The sequence below is a fragment of the Thermobispora bispora DSM 43833 genome, from assembly GCF_000092645.1.
Lineage (GTDB): Bacteria > Actinomycetota > Actinomycetes > Streptosporangiales > Streptosporangiaceae > Thermobispora > Thermobispora bispora.
In genome coordinates this window covers 1434885-1457857 of sequence record NC_014165.1, presented here as the reverse complement: position 1 = coordinate 1457857, position 22973 = coordinate 1434885, and the positions used below count along the sequence as shown (strand labels likewise).

Genomic DNA, 22973 nt, shown 5'->3' with positions numbered 1-22973 from the left:
GCATATGATTAGTCGTCAGAATGACGATAAGTCCCCGAGGGGGGTGTGGTCGTGGCGATCACCGAGACCGGCCTTCCGCTCTTCGTCCTGGGGCGGGAAGCCGATCCGCGGAGCGAGCCCGGGGTGAGCTGCCCCGGAGTGCTCCCTCCCGCCTCCGATCCCGCGCTGGTGGAGCGGGCCCGCGCCGCCAAGGAACGGCTCGGAGAGCGGCTGTTCATCCTCGGTCACCACTATCAGCGTGACGAGGTCATCCAGTTCGCCGACGTGACCGGCGACTCGTTCAAGCTGGCCCGCGAGGCGGCCGCCCGGCCCGAGGCCGAGTACATCGTGTTCTGCGGCGTGCACTTCATGGCGGAGTCTGCCGACATCCTCACCAGCGACTTCCAGAAGGTGGTACTGCCCGACCTCAACGCCGGCTGCTCCATGGCGGACATGGCCACCTTCACCCAGGTGGAGGAGTGCTGGGATCTCCTGGAGGACATCGGGATCGCCGACCACGTGGTGCCGATCACCTACATGAACTCCAGCGCGGACATCAAGGCGTTCGTCGGCCGCCACGGCGGCGCGGTGTGCACGTCCTCGAACGCCAAGCGCGCGCTGGAGTGGGCCTTCCAGCAGGGTGAGCAGGTGCTCTTCCTGCCCGATCAGCACCTGGGCCGGAACACGGCGGTGCTCCAGCTCGGCCTCTCGCTCGACGACTGCGTGGTCTACGACCCGCGGCGCCCGGACGGCGGGGTCACGCCCGAGCGGCTCCGGAAGGCGAAGATGATCCTCTGGAAGGGCCACTGCTCGGTGCACGGCCGGTTCACCGCGGAGTGCGTCGACGACGTGCGCCGCCGGGTCCCGGACGTGAACGTCCTCGTCCACCCGGAGTGCCGGCACGAGGTGGTCACCAAGGCCGACTACGTCGGCTCGACCGAGTACATCATCAAGACCGTGCAGGAGGCGCCGCCCGGGAGCGCGTGGGCGATCGGCACCGAGCTCAACCTGGTCAACCGGCTCGCGCAGACGAACCCGGACAAGCGGGTCATGTTCCTCGATCGGACCGTCTGCTACTGCTCGACGATGAACCGGATCGACATGCCGCACCTCGTCTGGGCGCTGGAGTCCCTGGTCGAGGGCAAGGTGGTCAACCAGATCACCGTCGACCCGGAGACCACGCACTGGGCCAAGGTCGCGCTCGACCGCATGCTCGCCCTGCCGTGACCTGACGCGCGATGGCGCGGCTCCCGCGCCATCGCCGGCGTCCCGGCGCCATTGGCCGGTGGTCCCGCTCGGGGCCGGCCGGCTCCGCCTGGTCGAGCCCGGGGAACGGGCCACCGGGGAGGCATCCCGGTGCCGTGACGCCGGTGACGGCCGCGCCGTACGGCCCGTGATGCCGGAGCGTGCGGCCGGTGATGCCGGGCACCTCCGGTGACGGTGGTGCCGTACGGCCGGTGCTCATCGTGGCGGGCGGGGCGGGGAGCACCAGGGTCACCCGTGCGGCGTGCCCCGGGGCGGCCGGCGGAGGGCGCCCCGGGGGGTCACAGGCCCGGGGCTCCCCAGACCGGGAACCAGCTCGCCAGGTCCGGCTCGATGGGGAGCTCGCCCGCGAGCACCCCGCGCACCTGCAGCTCGAGGGCGTTGTCCCGGCGCCCCTCGCCCAGCGGCGCGAACGGGTAGAACGTGCCCTTCTTATAGAGGTAGATGAGCGCGAGCCGCCGGCCGTCCGGGCCGGTGAAGCCGGTCACCGTGCACAGCAGCGAGGGGCCGAACCCGGCCGACTCCAGCGAGGAGTTCACCGCGTGGAGGTCGGTGACCAGCGTGGGCAGGTCCGCGGCGCGGAGCACCAGCCAGGTGTACCCGTAGGCGTCCCGGGTCAGCTCGGGCTCGCCGAGCAGCGCGCGGATCTCCTGCTCCAGCCGGGCGAAGGCGCCGCCCTCCGCCGCCCGGAAGCTCACCGACCCGCGGCCGGTCGGCGCGAACCCGGTCGCCGCCTCCAAGGTGACGGCCGCCGACGGCAGGGCGAAGAGCGCGTCCAGCCTCGGCTTCGCCGGCTTCGACCGGCCCAGCAGCGCGTCCAGCCACCCCATCAGCGGCCCAGCTCCCTGGAGATCTGGGCGAGCTGCTCCAGGCGGCGCTCCAGCGGCGGGTGCGTGGAGAGCAGGGTGACCACGCTCTGCCGGGAGAGCGCCGGGGCGAAGAAGAAGGAGCTGAACGGCCGGGCCGCGCGCAGATCCTCGGTCGGGATCCGGGCGATCTCCCCGCTCACCTTCGTCAGCGCGCTCGCGAGCGCGGACGGCCGCTGGGTGAGGAGCGCCCCGGCCCGGTCGGCCGCGAGCTCGCGGTAGCGGGACAGCGCCCGGGTGAGCAGGAAGCTCAGCGTGTACACGACGCCCGAGACCACGAAGATGATCAGGCCGACCGGCGGCCCGTTGCCGTTCCGCCGGCCCCCGAACCCGGTGTACATCACGAACCGGGTCATCAGCCCGGCCACCACGCCGAGGAACGAGGCGATGGTCATCACGGCGACGTCGCGGTGGGCGACGTGGGAGAGCTCGTGCGCGATCACCCCTTCGAGCTCGCTCGCGTCGAGCCGCCGGAGCAGCCCGGTGGTCACGCACACCACCGCCTCCCGCTGGTTCCGCCCGGTGGCGAACGCGTTCGGGAGGTCCATGTCCGCGATGGCCACCCGCGGCTTGGGGATGCCGGCGAGGGCGGCGAGCCGGTCGACGATCGCGTGGAGCTCGGGAGCCTGCTGCGGTGAGACCTCGTGCCCCTGCATCGCGAAGAGCGCGATCCGGTCGGAGAAGAAGTACTGCACGAACAGCAGGCCCCCGGCGATCGCGAGGACCACGAGCGCCCGGACGCCCAGCGCGATCAACGCCGCCACGAAGAGGACGTAGATCAGGCCGAGCAGGAACATCGTCGCGACCATCCGGAGGGTCAGGCCGCGATCGGGGGCGAAGCGGGTCCCGGCCATCACCCAGGGATGAGCCCGGTGTCGCCGAGCATCTCCCTGACCTCCTCGATCGACGCGTCGGACGGCGGCAGGATCAGCTCAGACGGCTCCAGCGAGTCCGGGGGCAGCGGCCTGCCCACCTGGCGGACCTTGTCGAGCAGGGCGTTGAGCTTGGCCCGGAAGGTCTCCTCGTCGCCCGACTCGATCGCCTGCTCCAGCTCCTGGTCGAGCGCGTTGAGGGCGTCGATGTCGGCCTCGTCGATCTCGATCTGGCCCTCGCCCATGATGCGGACGATCATGCGCCCTCCCCCGGCTGGCGGAGCTGCTGAGTCTGCTGGGTCTGCTGGTTGGCGGGCTGGGCGGCCTGCTGCGGTCCCGCCTCGATCGCGGTCCTCGGGGCCGAGCCCTGCGCCAGCTCCGCCTTCATCCGGGCGATCTCCAGCTCGATGTCCTGGTTAGCGGCCACGCGGTCGAGCTCGGCCTGGATGTCGTCGCGCCGGCCGGTGAGGTCGTCCAGGGCGCCGCTGGCGAGCAGCTCGTCGATCGCGCTCGCGCGCGCCTGCATCTCCGCGGTCTTGTCCTCGGCCCGCTGGATGGCGAGGCCGACGTCGCCCATCTCCTCGGAGATGCCGGAGAACGCCTCGTTGATCCGCGTCTGGGCCTCGGCGGCGGTGTAGGTGGCCTTGATCGTCTCCTTCTTCGTGCGGAAGGCGTCCACCTTCGCCTGCAGGCGCTGGCTGGCGAGGGTGAGCTTCTCCTCCTCGCGCTGGAGGTTCTCGTGCTGCACCCGGAGCTCGGCAATCTGGGCGTTGAGCGCGTTCCGCCGGGTGAGGGCCTCGCGGGCGAGGTCCTCCCGGCCCACGGCCAGGGCCTGCCGGCTCTGGTTCTCGAGCTTCGCCGCCTGGGCCTCGAGCTGGTTGAGCTGCAGCTCGACCCGCTTGCGGCTGGTAGCCACGTCGGCCACGCCCCGGCGGACCTTCTGCAGCAGCTCGAGCTGCCTCTGGTAGGAGTAGTCCAGAGTCTCCCGCGGATCCTCCATCTTGTCCAAGGCCTTGTTGGCCTTGGACTTGAAGATCATGGAAAGTCTCTTCATCACGCTCATGCGCGTCGGCCGTCCCCTTCTGAAGATCGTGCGTGGCTGTGTCCAGCCGTATCGGCCCCCAGGCGACGGAGAGCGCCGCCTGACTTCACCCTACGCATAACGCACGAGGGCGTCACTAAGTTGCACTCCGGTAGGCTGGGCGGCGTGTTCCGACGCCGTACCCGAACTCCTGCGGACGATTCCCCGGTCGCCGCTGAGGATCCTAAGCCCCTGAAGAAGACCCAGGGGAAGGGCCGTCCGACCCCGAAACGGCGGGACGCCGAAGGGCGTCGCCGTACCCCCGTGGCCGCCCCCGTCAATCGCAAGGAGGCCTACCGGAGGTACCGCGAACGCGTCAAGGCCGAGCAGGCCCGCCGGCGCGAGGCCATGCTGCGCGGGGAGGAGTGGGCGCTCCCGGCCCGCGACCGCGGTCCGGTCCGGAGGTTCGCCCGGGACTGGGTCGACTCGCGGCGGCTGCCCGGCCAGTACTTCCTGCCGGTCGTCCTCTTCATCATGGTGCTGTCGCTCATCCCGTTCCCGCTGCCGGTGCGCAGCGTCGTGCTGCTCGTCTACACGTTCTCCCTCCCGGTCATCATGGCGCTCGTGGTGGGGAACATGATCTACGTGGGCATGCGGGTGAAGAAGGAGGCCGAGCGCCGGTTCCCCGGCGAGGACATCCGGGGGGTCGGCTTCTACGCGGCGATGCGCTCGACGCAGATGCGCTTCCTCCGCTTCCCCAAGCCGGCCGTGCTGCCGGGCGGCGCTCCGGTGCGCGACAAGTGACCTTCGGCGCACGGGCCGGAGTGGCGCCCCGGTACGCGCGCGGCCCGGTACGGCCACCGGGCGGACGAGGCCGGATCCCCGGCGACGCCCGCCGCGGGCCGTGCCACCTCCCCACCGGGCGATGGCCCGCCCGGCCCGGTGACGGCCGGGCACCGCTCTCGCCCGGTACCCCTTCCAGATTCCGCAGATAAAAGATCGGTAGGGTCGGGTTCCATGGAATTCCGTCATCTCGGCCGAAGCGGCCTCATGGTCAGCGAGATCGCTTACGGCAACTGGCTCACGCACGGTTCCCAGATCGAGGAGGACGCGGCCAAGGCCTGCGTGCACGCGGCCCTGGACGAGGGCATCACCACCTTCGACACGGCCGACGTGTACGCGGGCACGAAGGCGGAGGAGGTCCTCGGGCGGGCGCTGAAGGGCGTGCGCCGCGAGTCCGTGGAGATCTGCACCAAGGTCTACTGGCCGACCGGCCCGGGCAAGAACGACCGCGGCCTGTCCCGCAAGCACATCATGGAGTCGCTCCACGGGTCGCTGCGGCGCCTGCAGACCGACTACGTCGACCTGTACCAGGCCCACCGGTTCGACTTCGAGACCCCGCTCGAGGAGACGCTGCGCGCCTTCGACGACCTGGTACGGCAGGGCAAGGTGCTCTATGTCGGCGTCAGCGAGTGGACGGCCGATCAGATCGCGCAGGCGCTGAAGATCGCCGACGAGATGGGGTTCGACCGGATCGTCTCCAACCAGCCGCAGTACTCGATGCTCTGGCGGGTCATCGAGGGCCAGGTCGTGCCGCTCTGCGAGAAGGAGGGGATCGGCCAGATCGTCTTCTCCCCGCTCGCCCAGGGCGTGCTCACCGGCAAGTACCGCCCCGGCCAGCCGCCGCCGGCGGGGTCGCGCGCGACCGACCCGGCCGGCTCCGGGTTCATCCAGCGCTGGCTCCGCGACGACGTGCTCGAGCGGGTGCAGCGGCTCGCGCCGCTCGCGGCCGAGGCCGGGCTCACCATGGCCCAGCTCGCCATCGCCTGGGTGCTGCAGAACCCCAACGTCTCCTCGGCGATCATCGGCGCCACGCGCCCCGAGCAGGTGCGGGACAACGTCAAGGCCTCCGGGGTGAAGCTCGACGCCGAGCTCATGCAGAAGATCGACGAGGTGCTCGGCCCGGTGGTCGAGCGTGACCCGGCGAAGACGGTCAGCCCGCCGACGCGGCCCTGACCCTGCCGCGCGACCGCGCACGATCGGCCCGGGCGATCGCCCGGGCCGTGCCGTGGGCGGGCACTAATGGCCGCCGGGACATGACGGCCGCGTGGCGCCCGGCACCGGCCGCTGCGCGCCGCGCCCGGCCTGCGGACGCGGCGCCTCCGGCGGCACGCCTGACCTCGGGTGATGCCTTCGCAGCGGGGCGGGCGCCTGTTCCGGTCAGCCACCGGCGCCGCGGCCGGCCGGTCCGGTGCCCGACCGGTGTGGCTCTCGGCCGGCCCCGTTCACCGGCCGCCGCCGTGGTCAGCCGGGGCCGGCCACACCCGGCGGTATCACGATCCGCCGGGTCCGGTCACCCGGCGACATCACGCTCAGCCCGGTCCGGCCACCCGCCGATGCCGCCGGTCAGCGGGTCCGGTCACCACCGCTATCGCGGTCAGCCGCCCCGTCCATCCGCTGGTGCCGTGCGTCGGCCGGGTTCCGTCACCCGTCGGTATCGCGCTCGGCCGGGGCCGGCCACCCACCGACGCCGTGGGTCAGCGGAGCGGGTCCTCCGGCCGGAGGGACATCCCCGAGTACTCGACCCGGTCGTCTTCGAGGAGCGTGACCCGCTCGACCCCGGCCGCGAGCAGCTCACGCCACCGCTCCCCCAGCCATGACTCGGCGTCCCCCTGGCTCGCGAAGATCTCCCGCGGCAGCGAGCCGTCGATGATCTCGGCACCGTTCGCGTCCTCGTACCGCCAACGCCAGATCATGCCCACCCGTTCCTTCCGGACCGTTCCGCGGCTGCCCGTCCACCGGCCGCGCAGCCGGGAGATCGACCCTATCGTCTTCCGCCTCCCTCGCCGCCGTCATCCCCGGGGCCGCGCGGCCCGTCCGGCCACCGGCCTGCACCACCTGCCCGGTTAGTCTGCGATGCCGGGTACGGCACGCGGGAAGAGGGAGCGGGATGGAGATCCGGCTGGAGGGCACGGCGGGCGCGGGCGGCTGGCCGGAGCCGGGATGCGGCTGCGCGTCGTGCGGGCGGCTCACCCCCGGGCACCGCAGGCCCACCTCGATCGTCGTCGACGGGCGGATCCGGTTGCCGCTGCCACCGGGCCGCGCCATCGACGCCCCGGGTGCGCCGGACGGCTACCGGATCACGCCCGGCCCGTACGGCTATGCGATCACCGGCCCGGACGGGGGCCGGGTGCTCTACGCCCCGCCGGCACCGGATCCCGGTGCCACGGATGCCGAGGGTTTCCTCGAGGCCGATGACGAGAACCCCGCCAGGGCCGGCTCGGGAGACCCCGCCGGGGCCGATATCGGGGACACCGGGGCGGGCGACGGGAACCCCGCCTGGGACGGAGGCAGGGACGCCGTCCGAGCCGGGGACGGCACCGGGGCCGCCAACGGGGACTCCGCCAGGGCCGGTGCCGGGGATACCGGCCGGGCCGGCGGAGACCATGCCGGGACCGCTGACGAGAATCCCGCCCGAACCGATGGCGGGGGCGCCGCCAGGGGTGGTGACGGTGACGGGGACCCCTGGGCCGGTGCCGGGGAGGCCGCCGGGACCGGTGGCGGGGAGACCGGGGCCGGTGATCGCGGCCCCGCCGGGCCGTACCCGGGGCGGCCGTTCGACCTCGTGCTCATCGACCTGCTGGACCGCCCGGAGCGCCTGGGTGAGCTGCGCCGCCGCGGGCTGGTGACCGCCGCGACCCAGGTCGTCGCCGTGCACCTCGACCACCGGGTGCCCTCGGAACGGGAGCTCGAGCGCCGACTCGCCCATTGGGGGGCGATCGCCGTACCGGACGGGACCGTCCTCGACACCCGCGCGCCCCGGGACCGGCCCGCGCCGCGGCCGCCCCGGCGGACCCTGCTGCTCGGCGGGGCGCGGTCGGGCAAGTCGGAGGAGGCCGAGCTGCGCGTGGCCGCCGACCCCGTGGTGACGTACGTGGCCACCGGCCCGGACGGCCGCGACGACCCCGCCTGGCTCGAGCGGGTGCGCCGGCACCGGGAGCGCCGCCCGCGGCACTGGCGGACCGTGGAGACCACGGACCTCGCCGGAGTGCTCGCCGCCCCGGGGGAGGGAACCCTGCTGATCGACGGCATCGGCACCTGGCTCGCCGCGGTCTTCGACGAGTGCGGCGCGTGGCCCGGGGACGGCGGGGCGGCGCCGCCGTCCGCGCTCGCCGCGGTGGCCCGGCGGTGCGACGAGCTGGTGGCGGCCTGGCGCCGCACCCGGGCCCGGGTGGTCGCGGTGAGCGACGAGGTCGGCCTCGGGGTGGTCCCGGTCACCGCGGCGGGGCTGCTCTTCCGCGACGTGCTCGGCAGCCTCAACCAGCGGCTCGCGCGGGAGTCCGAGGAGGTCGCCCTGGTGGTGGCCGGCCGCCCGGTGCCGCTGCCCCTGTGACCCGTTCGCTCGAACACCCCGTCTCCTCCGGGCGGGCGGCCGCACCGTACGATCCTGGGGTGCCGAACGCCTCCGACGTGGCAGGACATCCGGCCGCACGGCCCGCCGGGCGGCTCACCTGGAGCACCGCGTGGCGCTGCGCGCTCGGCCTGCTCACCGTCTTCCCGGTCCGGGCCGTCGAGGTGGACCGCCGGGTGGCCGGCCGGGCCATGCTCCTCGCGCCGTTCGCCGGCCTCCTCCTCGGGGTGGCGGCCGCCGTTGTGCTGCTCGCCGCGCGCGCCCTCACCGGCTCGGCGACGCTCGCCGCCGCGCTCGCGGTCGGGGCGCTCGCCTGGCTGACCCGCGCCCTCCATCTCGACGGGCTCGCCGATCTCGCCGACGGCCTGGGCAGCGGCAAACCCGCCGGGGCCGCCCTGGACGTCATGAAGCGGTCGGACATCGGCCCGTTCGGCGTGGTCACGCTCACGCTCACTCTGCTCCTCCAGGTGGCCGCGCTCGACCGGGCCGGCCCGCTCGCCGCACCGGGGCTGATCATCGCCTGCGCGACCGGCCGGCTCGCGATCACCTGGTCCTGCCGGGAGCCCGTGCCGCCAGCCCGCCCCGACGGGCTCGGCGCGCTCGTCGCCGGCACGGTACGGCGCGGCCCCGCGATCGCGGTGACCGCGGCGGCGGCCGCGCTCGCCGCGGTGCCGGCCGTACTGACGGCGTGGGCCGGCGACCTGGGATGGCGCGCGGGGGCGGCGCTGCCACCCGGGCCGGTGCTCGCCCCGCTCGGCGCGGTCACGGTCATGGCCGCCGGGCTGGGCGCGGCCGCGCTGCTGCGCCGGCGTGCCGTACGGCGGCTCGGCGGGATCACCGGGGACGTGCTCGGCGCGCTCACCGAGACCGCCGCCACGGTCGCCCTGCTCGGCTGCGCGGTGCTCGGCAACTGGCTGACGCCGCCCGGCGGGGCCTGACCGCGTCCCGCGCGCCGGGCGCCGTGCCGGCCGCCGCGGCCCGCCCCATCACGCCGCCCGGCCGCGGCCGGTGCCCACACCGTCCCGCCGGGCGGACCGGGCCGGCGCCGCAGGCTACGGGCGCCCGCTCTCCGCGGGGCGCCCGCGGGAGCCGTACCACAGGAACCCGGCGAGGGTGACCGCGAGCACCGCCCAGCCGGCGACCCCGGTGATCCCGGCCAGGGCCGGGTTCGGCGGGTCGTCCGCGTGGCCCAGGATCAGCGCCAGGCCGGCGCTGGCGTTGAGCGAGGCGTGCCCGAACACCGCCGGCCAGACGCTGGCCGACCGCAGGCGCAGCCAGCCGAGCAGGGCGCCGAAGAGCACGCAGAACCCGGTGAACACGACCGCCGCCCAGGGCCCGAGCGACGGGTAGTTGTAGCCCTTGAGGGTGAGCGGGGCGTGCCAGGCGCCCCAGATCACCCCGCTGAGCAGCAGCGCACCCCAGACCCGGCCGACGGCGATCCGGCCGGGGCCCGCCCCCTCCCCGGGCCCGGGGTCGCCGAGCAGCCGGGGCAGCAGCCAGCCGCGCCAGCCCCACTCCTCGCCGAGCGCGGGGAGCGCGTTGATCAGCGGCCCGGCCACGATGGCCTGCACGAGCTGGATGACGAGGAGCGTGTGCGGGTCGAGCGGGATCCGGTCGGCCTGGTCGCCCAGCATCTGGCGGAACAGGCTGAGCCCGCCGAGGTCGAGCTCGAGGATCCCGAGCGCGACGCTCACCGCGGCGGCCACGACGGTGAGCAGCGGCACGCCGAACCAGGCGAGGGCGATGGCCCGCACCGTGGTGCCGCGCCGCGGGCCGAGGGTGAGACCGGTCCGCCTCGCCCACTCCCGGAACGGCGTGCCGCGGTGGCAGAGCAGCCACACCGCCAGCACCCCGAGGGACGGGGTGAACATCATCACCAGCCCGGTGGGGATCACGACGGACGCGTCCAGCGGCCCGCCCCGCGTCCAGACCGGCAGGGCGGCCAGCCAGGACGCCCCGAAGGCGATGAGGAGGAAGAGCAGGAGGTCACGCTTACCGCGCATGGGCGAACACCCTTTCGGGAGGGACATCGGGGACGGGCGGCCGAAGCGGTGGCCCGGGCGCCGCGGGCCCGGGACCGGCCGGCCGATCACCCACCGGACGGGCGGGCGGCGGACACGTACGCGTTGAGCAGCGCGGCACCGGTGGCGGCGTCATCGACGCTGATCGCGAGCTCGCCGCCGGTGGTGTAGCGGATGACCAGGCACTCCCCTCCCCTGAGCATGATCGTCGCCGAGCCGGGGAGCCCGCGGTAGCCCCAGCCGCCCACCTCCGCCGGGCTGCGCTCATCCGTCCACGCGCGCTCGATCCGGTGGAGCGGCACCCGGCGCACCGGCCACCGCAGCGGGCCGAACGCGATGGTGAGCCCGTCGCGGGTGACCCGGACCGCCACGGACGAGAGCGTGAGCCCGGCCACCGCCACGATGGCGAGCAGCGCGGCCGGCCCCCACAGCGGGCCCGGCCGGCCGAGCAGCGCGGCGAGGGCGAGCGAGAGCGCCGCCGCGAAGAGCACGAGTGAGAGCGCGAGCAACCAGCGGGCGGACACGGTGGAGACCCACACCGGGCGCTCCCTCGGGGCGAGGGCCATGGCCGGGGGCGGCGGTGCGGCGGCCGGCCGGACGTCCGGGCCGGGCCACCCGGCGAGCCAGCCGAGCCCGCCCACCGCGGCGGAGACGGCGAGCATGGCGACCACCTGCCAGGTCATCGGGGCGGCGTCGGTCCAGGCCGCCCGGCCGAGGTTGGCGCCGATCACCAGGACCTCCGTGCCGAGCAGCCAGGCCGCGTTCCAGGCGAGCCCGGCGGTCAGCCACACCCGGCGGAAGCGCCGGAGGGGTGCGCGCCCCCGGGCCGCGGCGGCGAGGATGCCGCCGGACACGACCGCCCACACCAAGGGGAAGACGAAGAGGACGGGGTACGGGTACGCCCGGTCGGGGCGGCCCGACAGGCCCCAGTGCATGGCCACGGGGTCGGGCAGCCGGTCCCGCAGGACGAGCGGGGGGACGGCCAAGGCCGCGGTCACCAGCACGGCCCAGACGCCCGTCAGCAGCAGGAACCGTCTGCGGAACGCACGTTCGGCCGAGGACGGAGGGTGCATGCCACTTCCTTGATCAGGTCGATCACATCGTCGGAGCGGAGGCCGTACCGTGCCGCCTCCTCGAGCAGCTCCACCACCCTGGGCGCGAGGGACTCCCGGGCGTCGGGCCGCCGCACGACCGTGACGCCCCGTCCGCGGCGGAACTCCAGCAGGCCCTCGTCGCGCAGCTCGCGCAGCGACCGCAGCACGGTGTTGACGTTGACGCCGAGGGCGTCCGCGATGTCCCGCGCCGGGGGCAGCCGGTCCCCCGGGCCGAGACTCCCGTCCGCGATCGCCCGCCTGATGGCCGCCGAGAGCTGGACGTGCAGCGGGCGGGGATCGTTCAGGTCGAGGCTGATCAACATGGTGCTATTGACATTAGCACCATCTAGAGACATGGCGTAGATGATGACAACGTCATTAGCACCATCGGCACGACCAATCGTGGGATGACCCCCCGTTTATGCGCTCGACGGAGAGCACAGCTAGCATCGACACACGTGACCACCGTGCGTGTCAATGCCTCCGACGCGGTCTCCGTGCAGACCGCTGCCCTCATAGTCGGCGTCCACACCACGCCGGACGGCCTACAGGCGGCGCCCGGCGCAGAAGGCCTCGATCAGGCCCTGGGCGGCCGGCTCGCCGAAACGCTCGGCGCAGTGGGATTCACCGGAAAGGCCGGAGAGCTCACCAAGATCCCGACCTTCGGTGCCCTGCCCGCCCCCGTCCTCGTCGCCGTCGGGCTCGGCGACCGGCCGGAGGGGGACTACGACCTGGAGACCCTGCGCCGCGCCGCCGGGGTCGCCGCCCGATCCCTCGCCGGCACCGCGGACGCGGCGATCGCCCTGCCCGCCGCCACCGCCGAACAGGTGGAGGCGATCGCGCTCGGCGGGCTGCTCGGCGCGTACGACTTCTCCAAGTACCGGACGAACGGCGACCGCAAGCCGCCCGTCGGCGAGCTCGTCATCCTCTCCGGCTCCTCAGAGGCCGATGAGGCGGTACGGCGCGCGGTGACCGTGGCCGAGTCGGTGAACCTCGTCCGCGACCTGGTGAACACACCGCCGTCCGACCTCTGGCCCGCCCGCTTCGCCGAGATCGCTCAGGAGAAGGGTGAAGCGGCGGGCCTTTCCGTTGAGGTGCTCGACGAGGTCGCGCTCAAGGAGGGCGGCTACGGCGGCATCATCGGCGTCGGCCAGGGCTCCGCCAACCCGCCCCGCCTGGTCCGCCTCGCCTACCACCACCCCGACGCCGCGCGGACCATCGCCTTCGTCGGCAAGGGCATCACCTTCGACTCCGGTGGGCTCTCGCTCAAGCCGACCTCCTCGATGAACTGGATGAAGTCGGACATGGGAGGCGCGGGAGCCGTCCTCGGCGCGATGATCGCGATCAGCCGGCTGCGGCTGCCGATCAACGCGATCGGCTACCTCTGCCTCGCCGAGAACATGCCGTCGGGCACGGCGCAGCGCCCGTCCGACATCCTCCGCACCTACAGCGGCAAGACCGTCGAGGTCGTCGACACCGACGCCGAGGGCCGGCTGGTGCTGGTCGACGGCATCGCCCGGGCCGCGGAGGACGGCCCGGACCTCATCGTGGACGTCGCCACGCTCACCGGCGCGCAGATCGTCGCCCTGGGCTGGCGGACCGCCGGCGTGATGGCCAACGACGATGCGCTCCGCGACGAGGTCGTGGAGGTCGCCGCCCGGCAGGGCGAGGCCGCCTGGGGCATGCCCCTCCCCGAGGAGCTGCGCAAGGGCCTCGACTCCCCGGTCGCCGACATCGCCAACCTGCAGCCCGAGCGGTGGGGCAGCATGCTCGCCGCCGGCATCTTCCTGCGGGAGTTCGTCCCCGAGGGAGTGCGCTGGGCGCACGTCGACATGGCCGGCCCCGCGTTCAACAAGGGCGAGCCGTACGGGTACACGCCCAAGGGCGGTACCGGCGCGATCACCCGCACGCTCATCGGCCTCGCCGAGCGGTACGCGGGGAACGGCGCGTCCGCCGGCGCTGTTTAACCCGAAAACACACGGGTTCCGGTCGGCGCAGCCGGAGCGCCACGTCGACCGCGGCCGGAAATGACGGCCGGCGCGCGAGGACCGGACCACGATCTTCAGTGACAAGTGAAAAGATGCTTCCGGGTCCAACCGGTGGCGCGAAATATGCGAGGAGCTTTCAGTGGCTGATGGCAGCGGCCCCTTCGACATCGTCGTCCTAGGTGGCGGAAGCGGTGGTTACGCCTGCGCGCTGCGGGCGGCCGAGCTCGGCATGAACGTGGCCCTGATCGAGAAGGACAAGGTCGGAGGCACCTGCCTGCACCGGGGCTGCATCCCGACGAAGGCGCTCCTGCACGCCGCGGAGATCGCGGACCAGGCCCGGGAGAGCGCGTCGTTCGGGGTGCGCGCGACCTTCGAGGGCATCGACGTCCCCGCCGTCCAGGCCTACAAGGACAAGGTCATCACCGGGCTCTGGAAGGGTCTCTCCGGCCTGATCAAGGCCAAGAAGATCACGTTCGTCGAGGGTGAGGGCCGTCTCGCCGGCCCCGGCCGCGTCGTGGTCGGCGACCGGGTCTACGAGGGCCGGTACGTCGTGCTCGCGACCGGCTCGGCCCCGAAGTCGCTGCCCGGCCTCGAGATCGACGGCGAGAAGATCATCACGAGCGACCACGCGCTCGTGCTCGACCGCGTCCCCTCGTCGGTCGTCATCCTCGGCGGCGGCGTGATCGGCGTCGAGTTCGCCAGCATCTGGCGGTCGTTCGGCGCCGAGGTCACCATCGTCGAGGCGCTCCCCCACCTGCTCCCGCTCGAGGACGCGTCCAGCTCCGCGCTGCTGGAGCGCGCGTTCCGCCGCCGCGGCATCAAGTACGAGCTGGGAACCCGGTTCGAGAGCGTCAAGACCACCGACACCGGGGTCGTGGTCACCCTGGAGAACGGCCGCACCCTCGACGCCGAGCTGCTGCTCGTGGCGGTGGGACGCGGCCCGGTCTCCGCCGGCCTCGGCTACGAGGAGGCGGGCATCGCCATGGACCGCGGGTACGTGCTCGTCAACGAGTACTGCCAGACCAACGTGCCGGGCATCTACGCGGTGGGCGACCTCATCCCCACCCTGCAGCTCGCGCACGTCGGCTTCGCCGAGGGCATCCTGGTCGCCGAGCACATCGCGGGCCTGAACCCGGTTCCGATCGACTACGACGGGGTGCCGCGCATCACCTACTCCGACCCCGAGGTCGCGTCGGTGGGGCTCACCTCGGCCGCCGCCCGCGAGCGCGGCTACGACGTGGTCGAGCTCAGCTACAACCTGGCCGGCAACGGCCGGAGCAAGATCCTGCAGACCCAGGGCGAGGTCAAGGTCGTCGCCGAGCGCGACGGCCGGGTCCTCGGCATCCACATGGTCGGCAGCCGGGTCGGCGAGCTCATCGCCGAGGCCCAGCTCATCTACAACTGGGAGGCGACGCCGGGCGACGTGGCCCAGCTCATCCACCCGCACCCGACCCAGTCCGAGGCCCTCGGCGAGGCGATGCTGGCCCTGGCCGGCAAGCCGCTGCACGTCCACAACTGAAGCCCTCTGATATCGCGAGAGAAGAGCAACCATGCCGGTCTCCGTAACAATGCCCCAGCTCGGCGAGAGCGTGACCGAGGGCACCGTAACCCGCTGGCTGAAGAAGGAAGGCGATCGCGTCGAAGCCGACGAGCCGCTCCTCGAGGTATCGACCGACAAGGTCGACACCGAGATTCCTTCGCCGGCCTCCGGCTACCTGACCAAGATCCTCGTCCGGGAGGACGAGACGGTCGAGGTCGGCACCGAGCTCGCCGTGATCGACCCGGCGGGCCCGGGTGCGGCCGCCACCGAGGCGGCGACCGCCGCCCCCGAGGCCGCGCCCGCCCCGGCTCCGGCGCCGGAGCCCGCTCCGGCCCCGGCACCGCCGCCGCAGCCCGTCTCGTCGATCCCGCAGCCGGCGCCCGCCGCGCCCACGCCGCCTCCCGCTCCGCCCACGCCGCCGCCGGCTCCCGCGCCCGCGCCGGCCCCGGCTCCCGCGCCCGCTGCTCAGGCGCCGCAGGCCCCGCCCACGGCGACCGGCGCGCCCACCACGCAGCCGGCCGGTGAGACGCCGTACGTCACCCCGCTCGTGCGCAAGCTCGCCGCCGAGCACGGGGTCGACCTCACCAAGCTGACCGGTACCGGTGTCGGCGGCCGCATCCGCAAGCAGGACGTGCTCGAGGCCGCGCGGAAGCAGCGTGAGGAGCGCGAGCGGCTGCAGCGCGAGGCCGCGCAGGCCGCCCCGGCCCAGGCGCCCGCGCAGGCCCCCGTGGCCCCGGCCCCCGAGCCGGTGCAGGTCGACACGACCCTGCGCGGCAAGACCGAGAAGATGTCGCGGCTGCGCAAGGTGATCGCCGACCGCATGATGGAGTCGCTGCAGACCTCCGCGCAGCTCACCACGGTGGTCGAGGTCGACGTCACCCGCATCGCCAAGCTCCGCGAGCGGGCCAAGGCCGCGTTCGAGGCGCGGGAGGGCGTGAAGCTCACCTTCCTGCCGTTCTTCGCGCTCGCCGCCGTCGAGGCACTCAAGATCCACCCGAAGCTCAACGCGGTCATCAACGACGAGACCAACGAGGTGACGTACCACGACGTCGAGAACCTCGGCATCGCGGTCGACACCGAGCGCGGTCTCATCGTCCCGGTGATCAAGAACGCGGGCGACCTCAACCTCGCCGGCCTCGCCCGGAAGATCGCCGACCTCGCCGAGCGCACCCGGACCAACCGGATCACGCCCGACGAGCTCACCGGCGGCACGTTCACGATCACCAACACCGGCAGCCGCGGCGCGCTGTTCGACACGCCGATCCTCAACAAGCCGCAGGTCGGCATGCTCGGCACCGGCGTGGTGGTCAAGCGCCCGGTGGTGGTGGACTCGCCGGACGGCGAGGTCATCGCCATCCGCTCGATGGTCTACCTGTCGCTCACCTACGACCACCGGCTGGTCGACGGCGCCGACGCCGCGCGCTTCCTCACCACGATCAAGCGCCGGCTCGAAGAGGGCCGCTTCGAGGGGCAGCTCGGCCTCTGAGCCGCGCACCCGGAAGGCTCCCGGGAGGCCGTCCCGCCGCCGGCGGGGCGGCCTCCGCCGTCTCCGGGCCCGGTGCCCGGGGCGCTCCGGGGATCCGGCGCCCTGGATGCTCCGGGGTCGGGCGTCCCGGGGTGCCCCGGGGATCCGGCGTCCGGGACACGACCCGGCGGGTCGCCGGAACTCCCCCCGCCCGGGCCCGGCCGGCCGTACGCTGAGTGGCCTTGGCATCGGATACGGGAGAACGCGATGAGCCGAATCGGGCAGTCTCACATCGTCGCCATCGGGGGCGGCTCCTTCCGCCCGTCGAAGCGGCACGGGGTGGTGGAGCCGACCGCGCTCCTCCGCTACGTGCTCGACCTCACCGGCCAGGACCGGCCGAAGCTCGGCCTGGTCGCCACCGCCGTGGGGGACGACTCGGACTGGCTGCTGAAGATGTACACCGCCTTCGGCCGGTGGGACGTGGAGGTGAGCCACCTCGCCCTCTTCCCCATGCCGAACGTCGACGACCCCCGGGAGTGGATCCTGGAGCAGGACGCCATCTACGTGTGCGGCGGCAGCGTGGCGAACCTCATGGCGCTCTGGCGGCTGCACGGGCTCGACGAGGCCTTCGCCGAGGCGTGGCGGGAGGGCGTCGTGCTCTCCGGGCAGAGCGCCGGTGCCCTGTGCTGGCACGTCGGCGGCAACACGGACTCGTTCGGCCCCACGCTCCGGGTCTGGGCCGACGGGCTCGGCCTGCTCCCCTACTCCTGCGGGGTGCACTACAACTCCGAGCCGCAGCGCCGGCCGCTGCTCCACGCGTCGGTGGCCTCCGGTGAGCTGCCCGGCGGGTACGCGGCCGACGAGGGCGTGGCGCTCCACTACGTGGGGACCGAGTTCATCCAGGCGGTCTCCGTGGACCCGAACGGGTACGCCTACCGGATCGAGCGCGAGGGCGAGGGAGTGAAGGAGTTCCGTATCGAGCCCCGGCTCCTCACGTCTACCCTGGAGCCGTGAACCGGTTGGCGATCGTCCGTATGGGCGTCGACGTTCCCTACGAGCAGGCCTGGAGCCTGCAGCGGTCATTGCACCGCCGCCGGGTGGCCGGCGAGATCACGGATGTGTGCCTCATGCTGGAGCACGCACCCGTCTACACGGCCGGGAAGCGCACGCTGCCGCACGAGCGGCCCACCGACGGCACCCCGGTGATCGACGTCGACCGGGGCGGGAAGATCACCTGGCACGGCCCCGGCCAGCTCGTCGCCTATCCGATCATCCGGATCGACGACATCACCGCCTACATCCGCCGGCTGGAGGACGTCCTCATCCAGGTCTGCGCCGATTTCGGGCTCGCGGCGCACCGGATCGAGGGGCGCGGCGGGGTCTGGGTCCCCGGCGACCCGGCCCACGGCCTGCCCGACCGCCGGCTCGGCACGATCGGCATCCGGGTCTCCCGGGGCGTCACCATGCACGGGTTCGCGCTCAACTGCGTCAACGACCTGAGCTGGTACAACCGGATCACCATGGCCGAGGACGGGGACGCCGGGGTCACCTCCCTCTCCGCGGAGACCGGCCGGCGGATCACCGTCGAGGAGGTCATCCCGTTCGCGGCCAAGCGGCTCGCCGAGGCGCTCGGCGCCGAGCCGTACGACCTTTACGAGGAGGATTTAGTCACGTAATAAGCTGGAGCCGTGACGGTAACCCCGGAAGGCCGCAAGCTCCTTCGGGTGGAGGTCCGGAACAGCCAGACCCCCATCGAGAAGAAGCCGCCGTGGATCAAGACGCGGCTGCGCAACGGCCCGAACTACAACGAGATCAAGAACCTGGTCCGCGACGCCGGTCTGCACACGGTCTGCCAGGAGGCCGGCTGCCCGAACATCTCCGAGTGCTGGGAGGACCGCGAGGCCACCTTCCTCATCGGCGGCGATCAGTGCACCCGGCGGTGTGACTTCTGCCAGATCGACACCGGCAAGCCCGCCGAGTACGACCAGGACGAGCCCCGGCGCGTCGCCGAGTCGGTCCGCGCCATGGGCCTGCGGTACGCCACGGTGACCGGTGTCGCCCGCGACGACCTGCCCGACGGCGGCGCCTGGCTGTACGCGGAGACCGCGCGGCAGATCCACGCGCTGGTGCCGGGCTGCGGCGTCGAGCTGCTGGTGCCGGACTTCAACGGGCGCCGGGAGCTGCTCGAGGAGGTCTTCTCCGCCCGGCCCGAGGTCTTCGCGCACAACATCGAGACCGTGCCGCGGATCTTCAAGCGGATCCGGCCCGCGTTCCGGTACGAGCGCTCGCTCCAGGTGATCAGCATGGCCAAGGAGGCCGGGCTGGTCACGAAGTCGAACCTGATCCTCGGCATGGGCGAGGAGCGCGAGGAGATCAGCCAGGCGCTGCGGGACCTGCGCGCCGCCGGCTGCGACCTGGTGACGATCACCCAGTACCTGCGGCCGAGCCCGCGGCACCATCCGGTGGCCCGCTGGGTGAAGCCCGAGGAGTTCGTCGAGCTCAAGCAGGAGGCCGAGGAGCTGGGCTTCGCCGGGGTGATGTCCGGGCCGTTGGTCCGGTCGTCGTACCGCGCCGGCCGGCTCTACCAGCAGGCGATCGCGACCCGCGTACCGTAACCCGACCACACGTTTGTATCCTTCACACCATGGCGAAAGACGCTGCGACACCAGGACGCATCCAGCAGCTCAAGCTGGTCGCCCAGATCATCCAGCGGGTCAACCCCAAGGGCATGCCGATCGTCTTCGCCTCGATGCTCGGCACCCTGGCGCTCTTCGTGATCCTGGGCGTGATCTTCAGCTGGGTATGGATCCTGACCGGCGTCTTCGTCGCCATCGCGGTCGGCATGGTGGTCTTCGGGCGGTTCGCCCAGTCGGCGCAGTACAAGCTGCTCCGCGGGCAGCCCGGCGCCACCTACGCCGTGCTGCAGAGCCTGCGGGGACGGTGGTACGTCGAGGAGCGGCCCGTCGCGGTCAACCGTGACCAGGACGTGGTGTTCCGCGTCGTCGGGCACCCCGGGGTGATCCTCGTCTCCGAGGGACCGCCGCACCGGGTGGCGCGGATGCTCGCCGCTGAGAAGAAGCGGGTGCAGCGCGTCGCCCTGGACGTGCCGATCTACGACATCCAGTGCGGCGACGCCGAGGGCCAGGTGCCGCTCGAGAAGCTCCAGCGGCAGCTGATGAAGCTCCCCCGCAACCTGAAGAAGGCGGCCGTCTACGAGGTCAACAACCGGATGCGGGCGCTCGCGCCCACCGTCCCGATCCCCAAGGGCCCGCTGCCCAAGGGCGTACGGCTGCCGCGCGGCGCCAAGCTCCCGCGGGGCCGGATGCGCTGACATGCGGGTGATGCGGCGGCCGATCACCCGCGCCGAGACCGCGCGCGCGAACCGCGCCTGGTGGGACGGTGCGGCCGACGACTACCAGCGCGAGCACGGCGAGTTCCTCCGCGACGCCGGCTTCATCTGGTGCCCGGAGGGCCTCGACGAGGCGGAGGCCCGCCTGCTCGGGGACGTCGCGGGCCGGCGCGTCCTCGAGGTGGGGTGCGGGGCCGGGCAGTGCGGCCGGTGGCTCACCGGCCAGGGCGCCACGGTGGTCGGCGTCGACCTGTCGTACCGCCAGCTCCAGCACTCCCGGCGCATCGACCTCGCCACCGGTGCGCGGCTGCCGGTGGTCCAGGGCGACGCGGAGTTCCTGCCGTTCCGCGACGAGTCCTTCGACCTGGCGTGCTCGGCCTACGGCGCGCTGCCGTTCGTCGCGGACGCCGGTGCCGTGCTCCGCGAGGTGCGCCGGGTGCTCAAGCCGGGCGGCCGCTTCGTGTTCTCGGTGAGCCACCCGATCCGGTGGGCGTTCCCCGACGACCCCGGCCCGCGCGGCCTCACCGCGGACCGCTCGTACTTCGACCGCACGCCCTACGTCGAGTGCTCCGCCGACGGGGTGCCCACGTACGCGGAGCACCACCGGACCATGGGCGACTGGGTGGGGTTGATCGTGTCCGCGGGCCTGGTGCTCACCGGGCTGATCGAGCCGGAGTGGCCGGACGGCCACGAGCGGATCTGGGGCGGGTGGAGCCCGCTCCGCGGCCGCCTCATCCCGGGCACCGCGATCTTCCAGTGCCTGCGGCCGTGAGCCCGCGGGCCCGGTCAGAGGTTCCCGCGGGCCCGGTCAGAGGTTGACGACGACGGTCCGGGCCGCACGGTCGTGCAGGCCCCGGCGGTCCCGGTCCAGGATGAGCGCCGGTACGGCGAGGCAGAGCAGCAGGGTGCGCAGCACCACGGCCCCGAAGGAGGGCCGGCCGCCGTTGAGGGCGGCCACCCGGATCCGGAAGATCCGCATCCCGAGGGTCATGCCGAGCGTGCCGACGAGCACGATGTTCTCGAGCGCGAACACGCCGAGCCCGATCAGGCCGGCGTCGGTCCGCTCGAGCTGAAGCAGCCCGCCCGCGATCGCCCACGTGCACAGCAGCCAGTCGAGCAGCACGGCGGCGAGCCTGCGGCCCCATCCGGCGACCGCGCCGCTCCCCTCCTCGGGCAGGCCCAGGCGCTCACCTGGGTAGCCGAGGTCGAGGTGGGCCCGGGCCCCGTAGATCCAGGTCTGTGTCCATCGCGGCTGCCGGTCGCTCATGGCCTTCAGCGTAGCCGCGGGCGCCGGCGGTCCCGCACCGCGGCCCGGCATACCGCTGTAACACGGAGCCTTCTGGCTTAACGTTCGCGAAACAAACGGGACACGGCTGGGAAACGGCCTCCGCCTACCGTCGAATTCGCAAGCCATCCCCTGGGAGGTTCCAGCGTGTTCAACTCCGCCGACGACGTCCTCAAGTTCATCCGGGACGAAGGGGTGCAGTTCATCGACGTCCGGTTCACGGACCTGCCGGGGACGTCGCACCACTTCACCTTCCCGGTGGAGAACTTCGGCCCGCACATCTTCGAGGAAGGCCTGATGTTCGACGGGTCGTCGATCCGCGGCTTCCAGGCCATCCACGAGTCGGACATGCTGCTGCTGCCCGACCCGTCCACGGCCTTCATCGACCCGTTCCGCCAGCACAAGACGCTGGCGATCTACTTCTTCGTCCACGACCCCCTCACCCGCGAGCCGTACACGCGTGACCCCCGCAACGTCGCGCGTAAGGCGGAGGCGTACCTCAAGGGCACGGGCATCGCCGACACGGTGTACTTCGGCCCTGAGGCGGAGTTCTACATCTTCGACGACGTCCGGTTCGAGACCAAGCAGAACGCCGGCTACTACTTCATCGACTCCATCGAGGGCGCGTGGAACACCGGTAAGGCCTCCGAGGGCGGCAACCTCGGTTACAAGCCGCGGTACAAGGGCGGCTACTTCCCGGTCCCGCCGATGGACCACTTCACCGACCTGCGCTCCGAGATGGTGCGGCTGCTGATCGACGCGGGCATCGAGGTCGAGATGCAGCACCACGAGGTCGGCACCGCCGGGCAGGCCGAGATCGACTTCAGGTTCGGCACGCTGCTCAAGACGGCCGACAACCTGATGACGTACAAGTACATCATCAAGAACGCGGCCATCCGGCGCGGGCACACGGTGACGTTCATGCCGAAGCCGATCTTCGGGGACAACGGCTCGGGCATGCACTGCCACCAGTCGCTCTGGAAGGACGGCGAGCCGCTCTTCTACGACGAGGTCGGCTACGCGCAGCTCTCCGACACCGCGCGGTACTACATCGGCGGCCTGCTCAAGCACGCCCCCTCGCTGCTCGCCTTCACCAACCCGACGGTGAACTCCTACCACCGTCTGGTGCCGGGCTACGAGGCGCCGGTCAACCTGGTCTACTCCCAGCGCAACCGGTCCGCGTGCGTGCGGATCCCGATCACCGGCTCGAACCCGAAGGCCAAGCGGATCGAGTTCCGGGTGCCGGACCCGTCCTGCAACCCGTACTTCGCGTTCGCCGCGATGCTCATGGCGGGCCTGGACGGCATCCGCAACAAGATCGAGCCGCCGGAGCCGATCGACAAGGACCTGTACGAGCTGCCGCCGGAGGAGGCGCGCAACATCCCGCAGGTTCCGGGCTCGCTCGACGAGGTGCTGAAGAACCTCGAGGAGGACCACGACTACCTGCTCGAGGGCGGTGTCTTCACCCCGGACCTGATCGAGACCTGGATCTCCTACAAGCGGGCGAACGAGATCGACCCGATCCGGCTGCGTCCGCACCCGCACGAGTTCGAGCTGTACTTCGACGTCTGATCCGATGACCCGTCCCGGACGCGGTCTCCGCGCCCGGGACGCATCGGGGATGGCTAACCCGCCGCCGGCCGCGGTCTCCGCGGCCGGCGGTCCCCTTTTTCGCCCCGGTGCCGTCGCCTGCGGCCCGCGTACCGCCGCTCCCCCGCGGCCGTCCGGCGCGGTGGCCCGGCACCTGCTGCCGCCGTTCGAGGAGGGGCTCGCCCCCGCGCCCGCCGGGCGGGCCGCGACCGCCCAGGGCGGCCTGGTC

General features: G+C 72.8%; 23 protein-coding genes. 14 read left to right on the top strand and 9 right to left on the bottom strand.

Going from position 1 to position 22973, the window contains the following annotated elements; translation table 11 throughout:
• The first annotated feature begins 45 nt into the window (after positions 1-45).
• Entirely contained in the window at positions 46-1206 is a 1161-nt protein-coding gene (gene nadA / locus TBIS_RS06430) for a quinolinate synthase NadA (RefSeq protein ID WP_013131536.1), read from the top strand.
• 317 nt (positions 1207-1523) lie between these two features.
• On the opposite strand, the gene pspAB is transcribed toward nadA, so the two are convergent.
• Genes pspAB through TBIS_RS06410 form a run of 4 tightly spaced genes read right to left on the bottom strand, consistent with a single transcriptional unit; the run spans position 1524 to position 4043 of the window.
• Complete coding sequence (pspAB, locus tag TBIS_RS06425; protein ID WP_013131535.1) at positions 1524-2072, bottom strand: PspA-associated protein PspAB; 549 nt, start codon at positions 2070-2072, stop codon at positions 1524-1526.
• A complete protein-coding gene (htpX, locus tag TBIS_RS06420; protein ID WP_013131534.1) occupies positions 2072-2962 on the bottom strand; it encodes a zinc metalloprotease HtpX in 891 nt (296 codons plus the stop codon). Before htpX ends, pspAB begins: the two co-directional genes overlap by 1 nt.
• Complete coding sequence (gene pspAA, locus TBIS_RS06415) at positions 2962-3240, bottom strand: PspA-associated protein PspAA (RefSeq protein ID WP_013131533.1); 279 nt, start codon at positions 3238-3240, stop codon at positions 2962-2964. Before pspAA ends, htpX begins: the two co-directional genes overlap by 1 nt.
• Positions 3237-4043: a PspA/IM30 family protein gene (locus TBIS_RS06410; protein WP_013131532.1), complete on the bottom strand. Its 807-nt coding sequence runs from the start codon at positions 4041-4043 to the stop codon at positions 3237-3239. Before TBIS_RS06410 ends, pspAA begins: the two co-directional genes overlap by 4 nt.
• A 144-nt stretch (positions 4044-4187) precedes the next feature.
• Between TBIS_RS06410 and TBIS_RS06405 the strand changes: the two genes are divergently transcribed.
• Together TBIS_RS06405 and TBIS_RS06400 are read left to right on the top strand one after the other, a co-directional pair.
• Positions 4188-4805 (top strand): DUF3043 domain-containing protein, encoded by a 618-nt coding sequence (locus TBIS_RS06405; protein WP_013131531.1) that lies wholly within the window; start codon positions 4188-4190, stop codon positions 4803-4805.
• A gap of 213 nt (positions 4806-5018) precedes the next feature.
• A complete protein-coding gene (locus tag TBIS_RS06400) occupies positions 5019-6017 on the top strand; it encodes an aldo/keto reductase family protein (protein WP_013131530.1) in 999 nt (332 codons plus the stop codon).
• Between the two features lie 521 nt (positions 6018-6538).
• Here the strand turns inward: TBIS_RS06400 and TBIS_RS06395 are convergent.
• Complete coding sequence (locus tag TBIS_RS06395) at positions 6539-6757, bottom strand: hypothetical protein (RefSeq protein ID WP_013131529.1); 219 nt, start codon at positions 6755-6757, stop codon at positions 6539-6541.
• A 194-nt stretch (positions 6758-6951) separates the two neighbouring features.
• Between TBIS_RS06395 and TBIS_RS19750 the strand changes: the two genes are divergently transcribed.
• Both TBIS_RS19750 and TBIS_RS06385 read left to right on the top strand, forming a co-directional pair.
• A complete protein-coding gene (locus TBIS_RS19750; RefSeq protein WP_013131528.1) occupies positions 6952-8394 on the top strand; it encodes a bifunctional adenosylcobinamide kinase/adenosylcobinamide-phosphate guanylyltransferase in 1443 nt (480 codons plus the stop codon).
• Between the two features lie 77 nt (positions 8395-8471).
• The gene (locus TBIS_RS06385; protein WP_050760637.1) at positions 8472-9350 is read left to right on the top strand and encodes an adenosylcobinamide-GDP ribazoletransferase; all 879 of its coding nucleotides are present in this window, start codon (positions 8472-8474) and stop codon (positions 9348-9350) included.
• Between the two features lie 114 nt (positions 9351-9464).
• On the opposite strand, the gene TBIS_RS06380 is transcribed toward TBIS_RS06385, so the two are convergent.
• The 3 genes from TBIS_RS06380 to TBIS_RS06370 all read right to left on the bottom strand — a co-directional run bounded on the left by TBIS_RS06380 (position 9465) and on the right by TBIS_RS06370 (position 11850).
• Positions 9465-10415 (bottom strand): CPBP family intramembrane glutamic endopeptidase, encoded by a 951-nt coding sequence (locus tag TBIS_RS06380; protein ID WP_013131526.1) that lies wholly within the window; start codon positions 10413-10415, stop codon positions 9465-9467.
• 86 nt (positions 10416-10501) lie between these two features.
• The gene (locus tag TBIS_RS06375) at positions 10502-11506 is read right to left on the bottom strand and encodes a DUF1648 domain-containing protein (protein WP_013131525.1); all 1005 of its coding nucleotides are present in this window, start codon (positions 11504-11506) and stop codon (positions 10502-10504) included.
• Positions 11452-11850 (bottom strand): GntR family transcriptional regulator, encoded by a 399-nt coding sequence (locus TBIS_RS06370; RefSeq protein WP_013131524.1) that lies wholly within the window; start codon positions 11848-11850, stop codon positions 11452-11454. The genes TBIS_RS06375 and TBIS_RS06370 overlap by 55 nt, the downstream gene beginning before the upstream one ends.
• An 84-nt stretch (positions 11851-11934) precedes the next feature.
• On the opposite strand from TBIS_RS06370, the gene TBIS_RS06365 reads away from it, so the two are divergent.
• From TBIS_RS06365 to TBIS_RS06330, 8 genes are all read left to right on the top strand, one after another.
• Positions 11935-13494, top strand: a complete 1560-nt coding sequence (locus TBIS_RS06365; protein ID WP_083785228.1) for a leucyl aminopeptidase — start codon at positions 11935-11937, stop codon at positions 13492-13494.
• Positions 13495-13654: 160 nt separating this feature from the next.
• Complete coding sequence (gene lpdA, locus TBIS_RS06360; protein WP_013131522.1) at positions 13655-15034, top strand: dihydrolipoyl dehydrogenase; 1380 nt, start codon at positions 13655-13657, stop codon at positions 15032-15034.
• Between the two features lie 31 nt (positions 15035-15065).
• Positions 15066-16541: a 2-oxoglutarate dehydrogenase, E2 component, dihydrolipoamide succinyltransferase gene (gene sucB / locus TBIS_RS06355; RefSeq protein WP_013131521.1), complete on the top strand. Its 1476-nt coding sequence runs from the start codon at positions 15066-15068 to the stop codon at positions 16539-16541.
• Positions 16542-16787: 246 nt separating this feature from the next.
• Positions 16788-17534 carry a Type 1 glutamine amidotransferase-like domain-containing protein gene (locus TBIS_RS06350; protein WP_013131520.1) on the top strand — a complete coding sequence of 249 codons (747 nt, stop codon included), beginning with the start codon at positions 16788-16790 and terminating at the stop codon, positions 17532-17534.
• The gene (gene lipB, locus TBIS_RS06345; RefSeq protein WP_013131519.1) at positions 17531-18196 is read left to right on the top strand and encodes a lipoyl(octanoyl) transferase LipB; all 666 of its coding nucleotides are present in this window, start codon (positions 17531-17533) and stop codon (positions 18194-18196) included. The genes TBIS_RS06350 and lipB overlap by 4 nt, the downstream gene beginning before the upstream one ends.
• Before the next feature lie 12 nt (positions 18197-18208).
• Positions 18209-19135, top strand: a complete 927-nt coding sequence (gene lipA, locus TBIS_RS06340; protein WP_013131518.1) for a lipoyl synthase — start codon at positions 18209-18211, stop codon at positions 19133-19135.
• Positions 19136-19164: 29 nt separating this feature from the next.
• Complete coding sequence (locus TBIS_RS06335) at positions 19165-19851, top strand: DUF4191 domain-containing protein (protein WP_013131517.1); 687 nt, start codon at positions 19165-19167, stop codon at positions 19849-19851.
• Between the two features lies 1 nt (position 19852).
• Positions 19853-20641 (top strand): class I SAM-dependent methyltransferase, encoded by a 789-nt coding sequence (locus tag TBIS_RS06330; RefSeq protein ID WP_013131516.1) that lies wholly within the window; start codon positions 19853-19855, stop codon positions 20639-20641.
• Between the two features lie 36 nt (positions 20642-20677).
• Here TBIS_RS06330 and TBIS_RS06325 read toward each other — a convergent pair whose 3' ends face one another.
• Positions 20678-21136: an RDD family protein gene (locus TBIS_RS06325; protein ID WP_013131515.1), complete on the bottom strand. Its 459-nt coding sequence runs from the start codon at positions 21134-21136 to the stop codon at positions 20678-20680.
• A gap of 165 nt (positions 21137-21301) precedes the next feature.
• On the opposite strand from TBIS_RS06325, the gene glnA reads away from it, so the two are divergent.
• Entirely contained in the window at positions 21302-22726 is a 1425-nt protein-coding gene (gene glnA, locus TBIS_RS06320; RefSeq protein ID WP_013131514.1) for a type I glutamate--ammonia ligase, read from the top strand.
• Positions 22727-22973 lie beyond the last annotated feature (247 nt).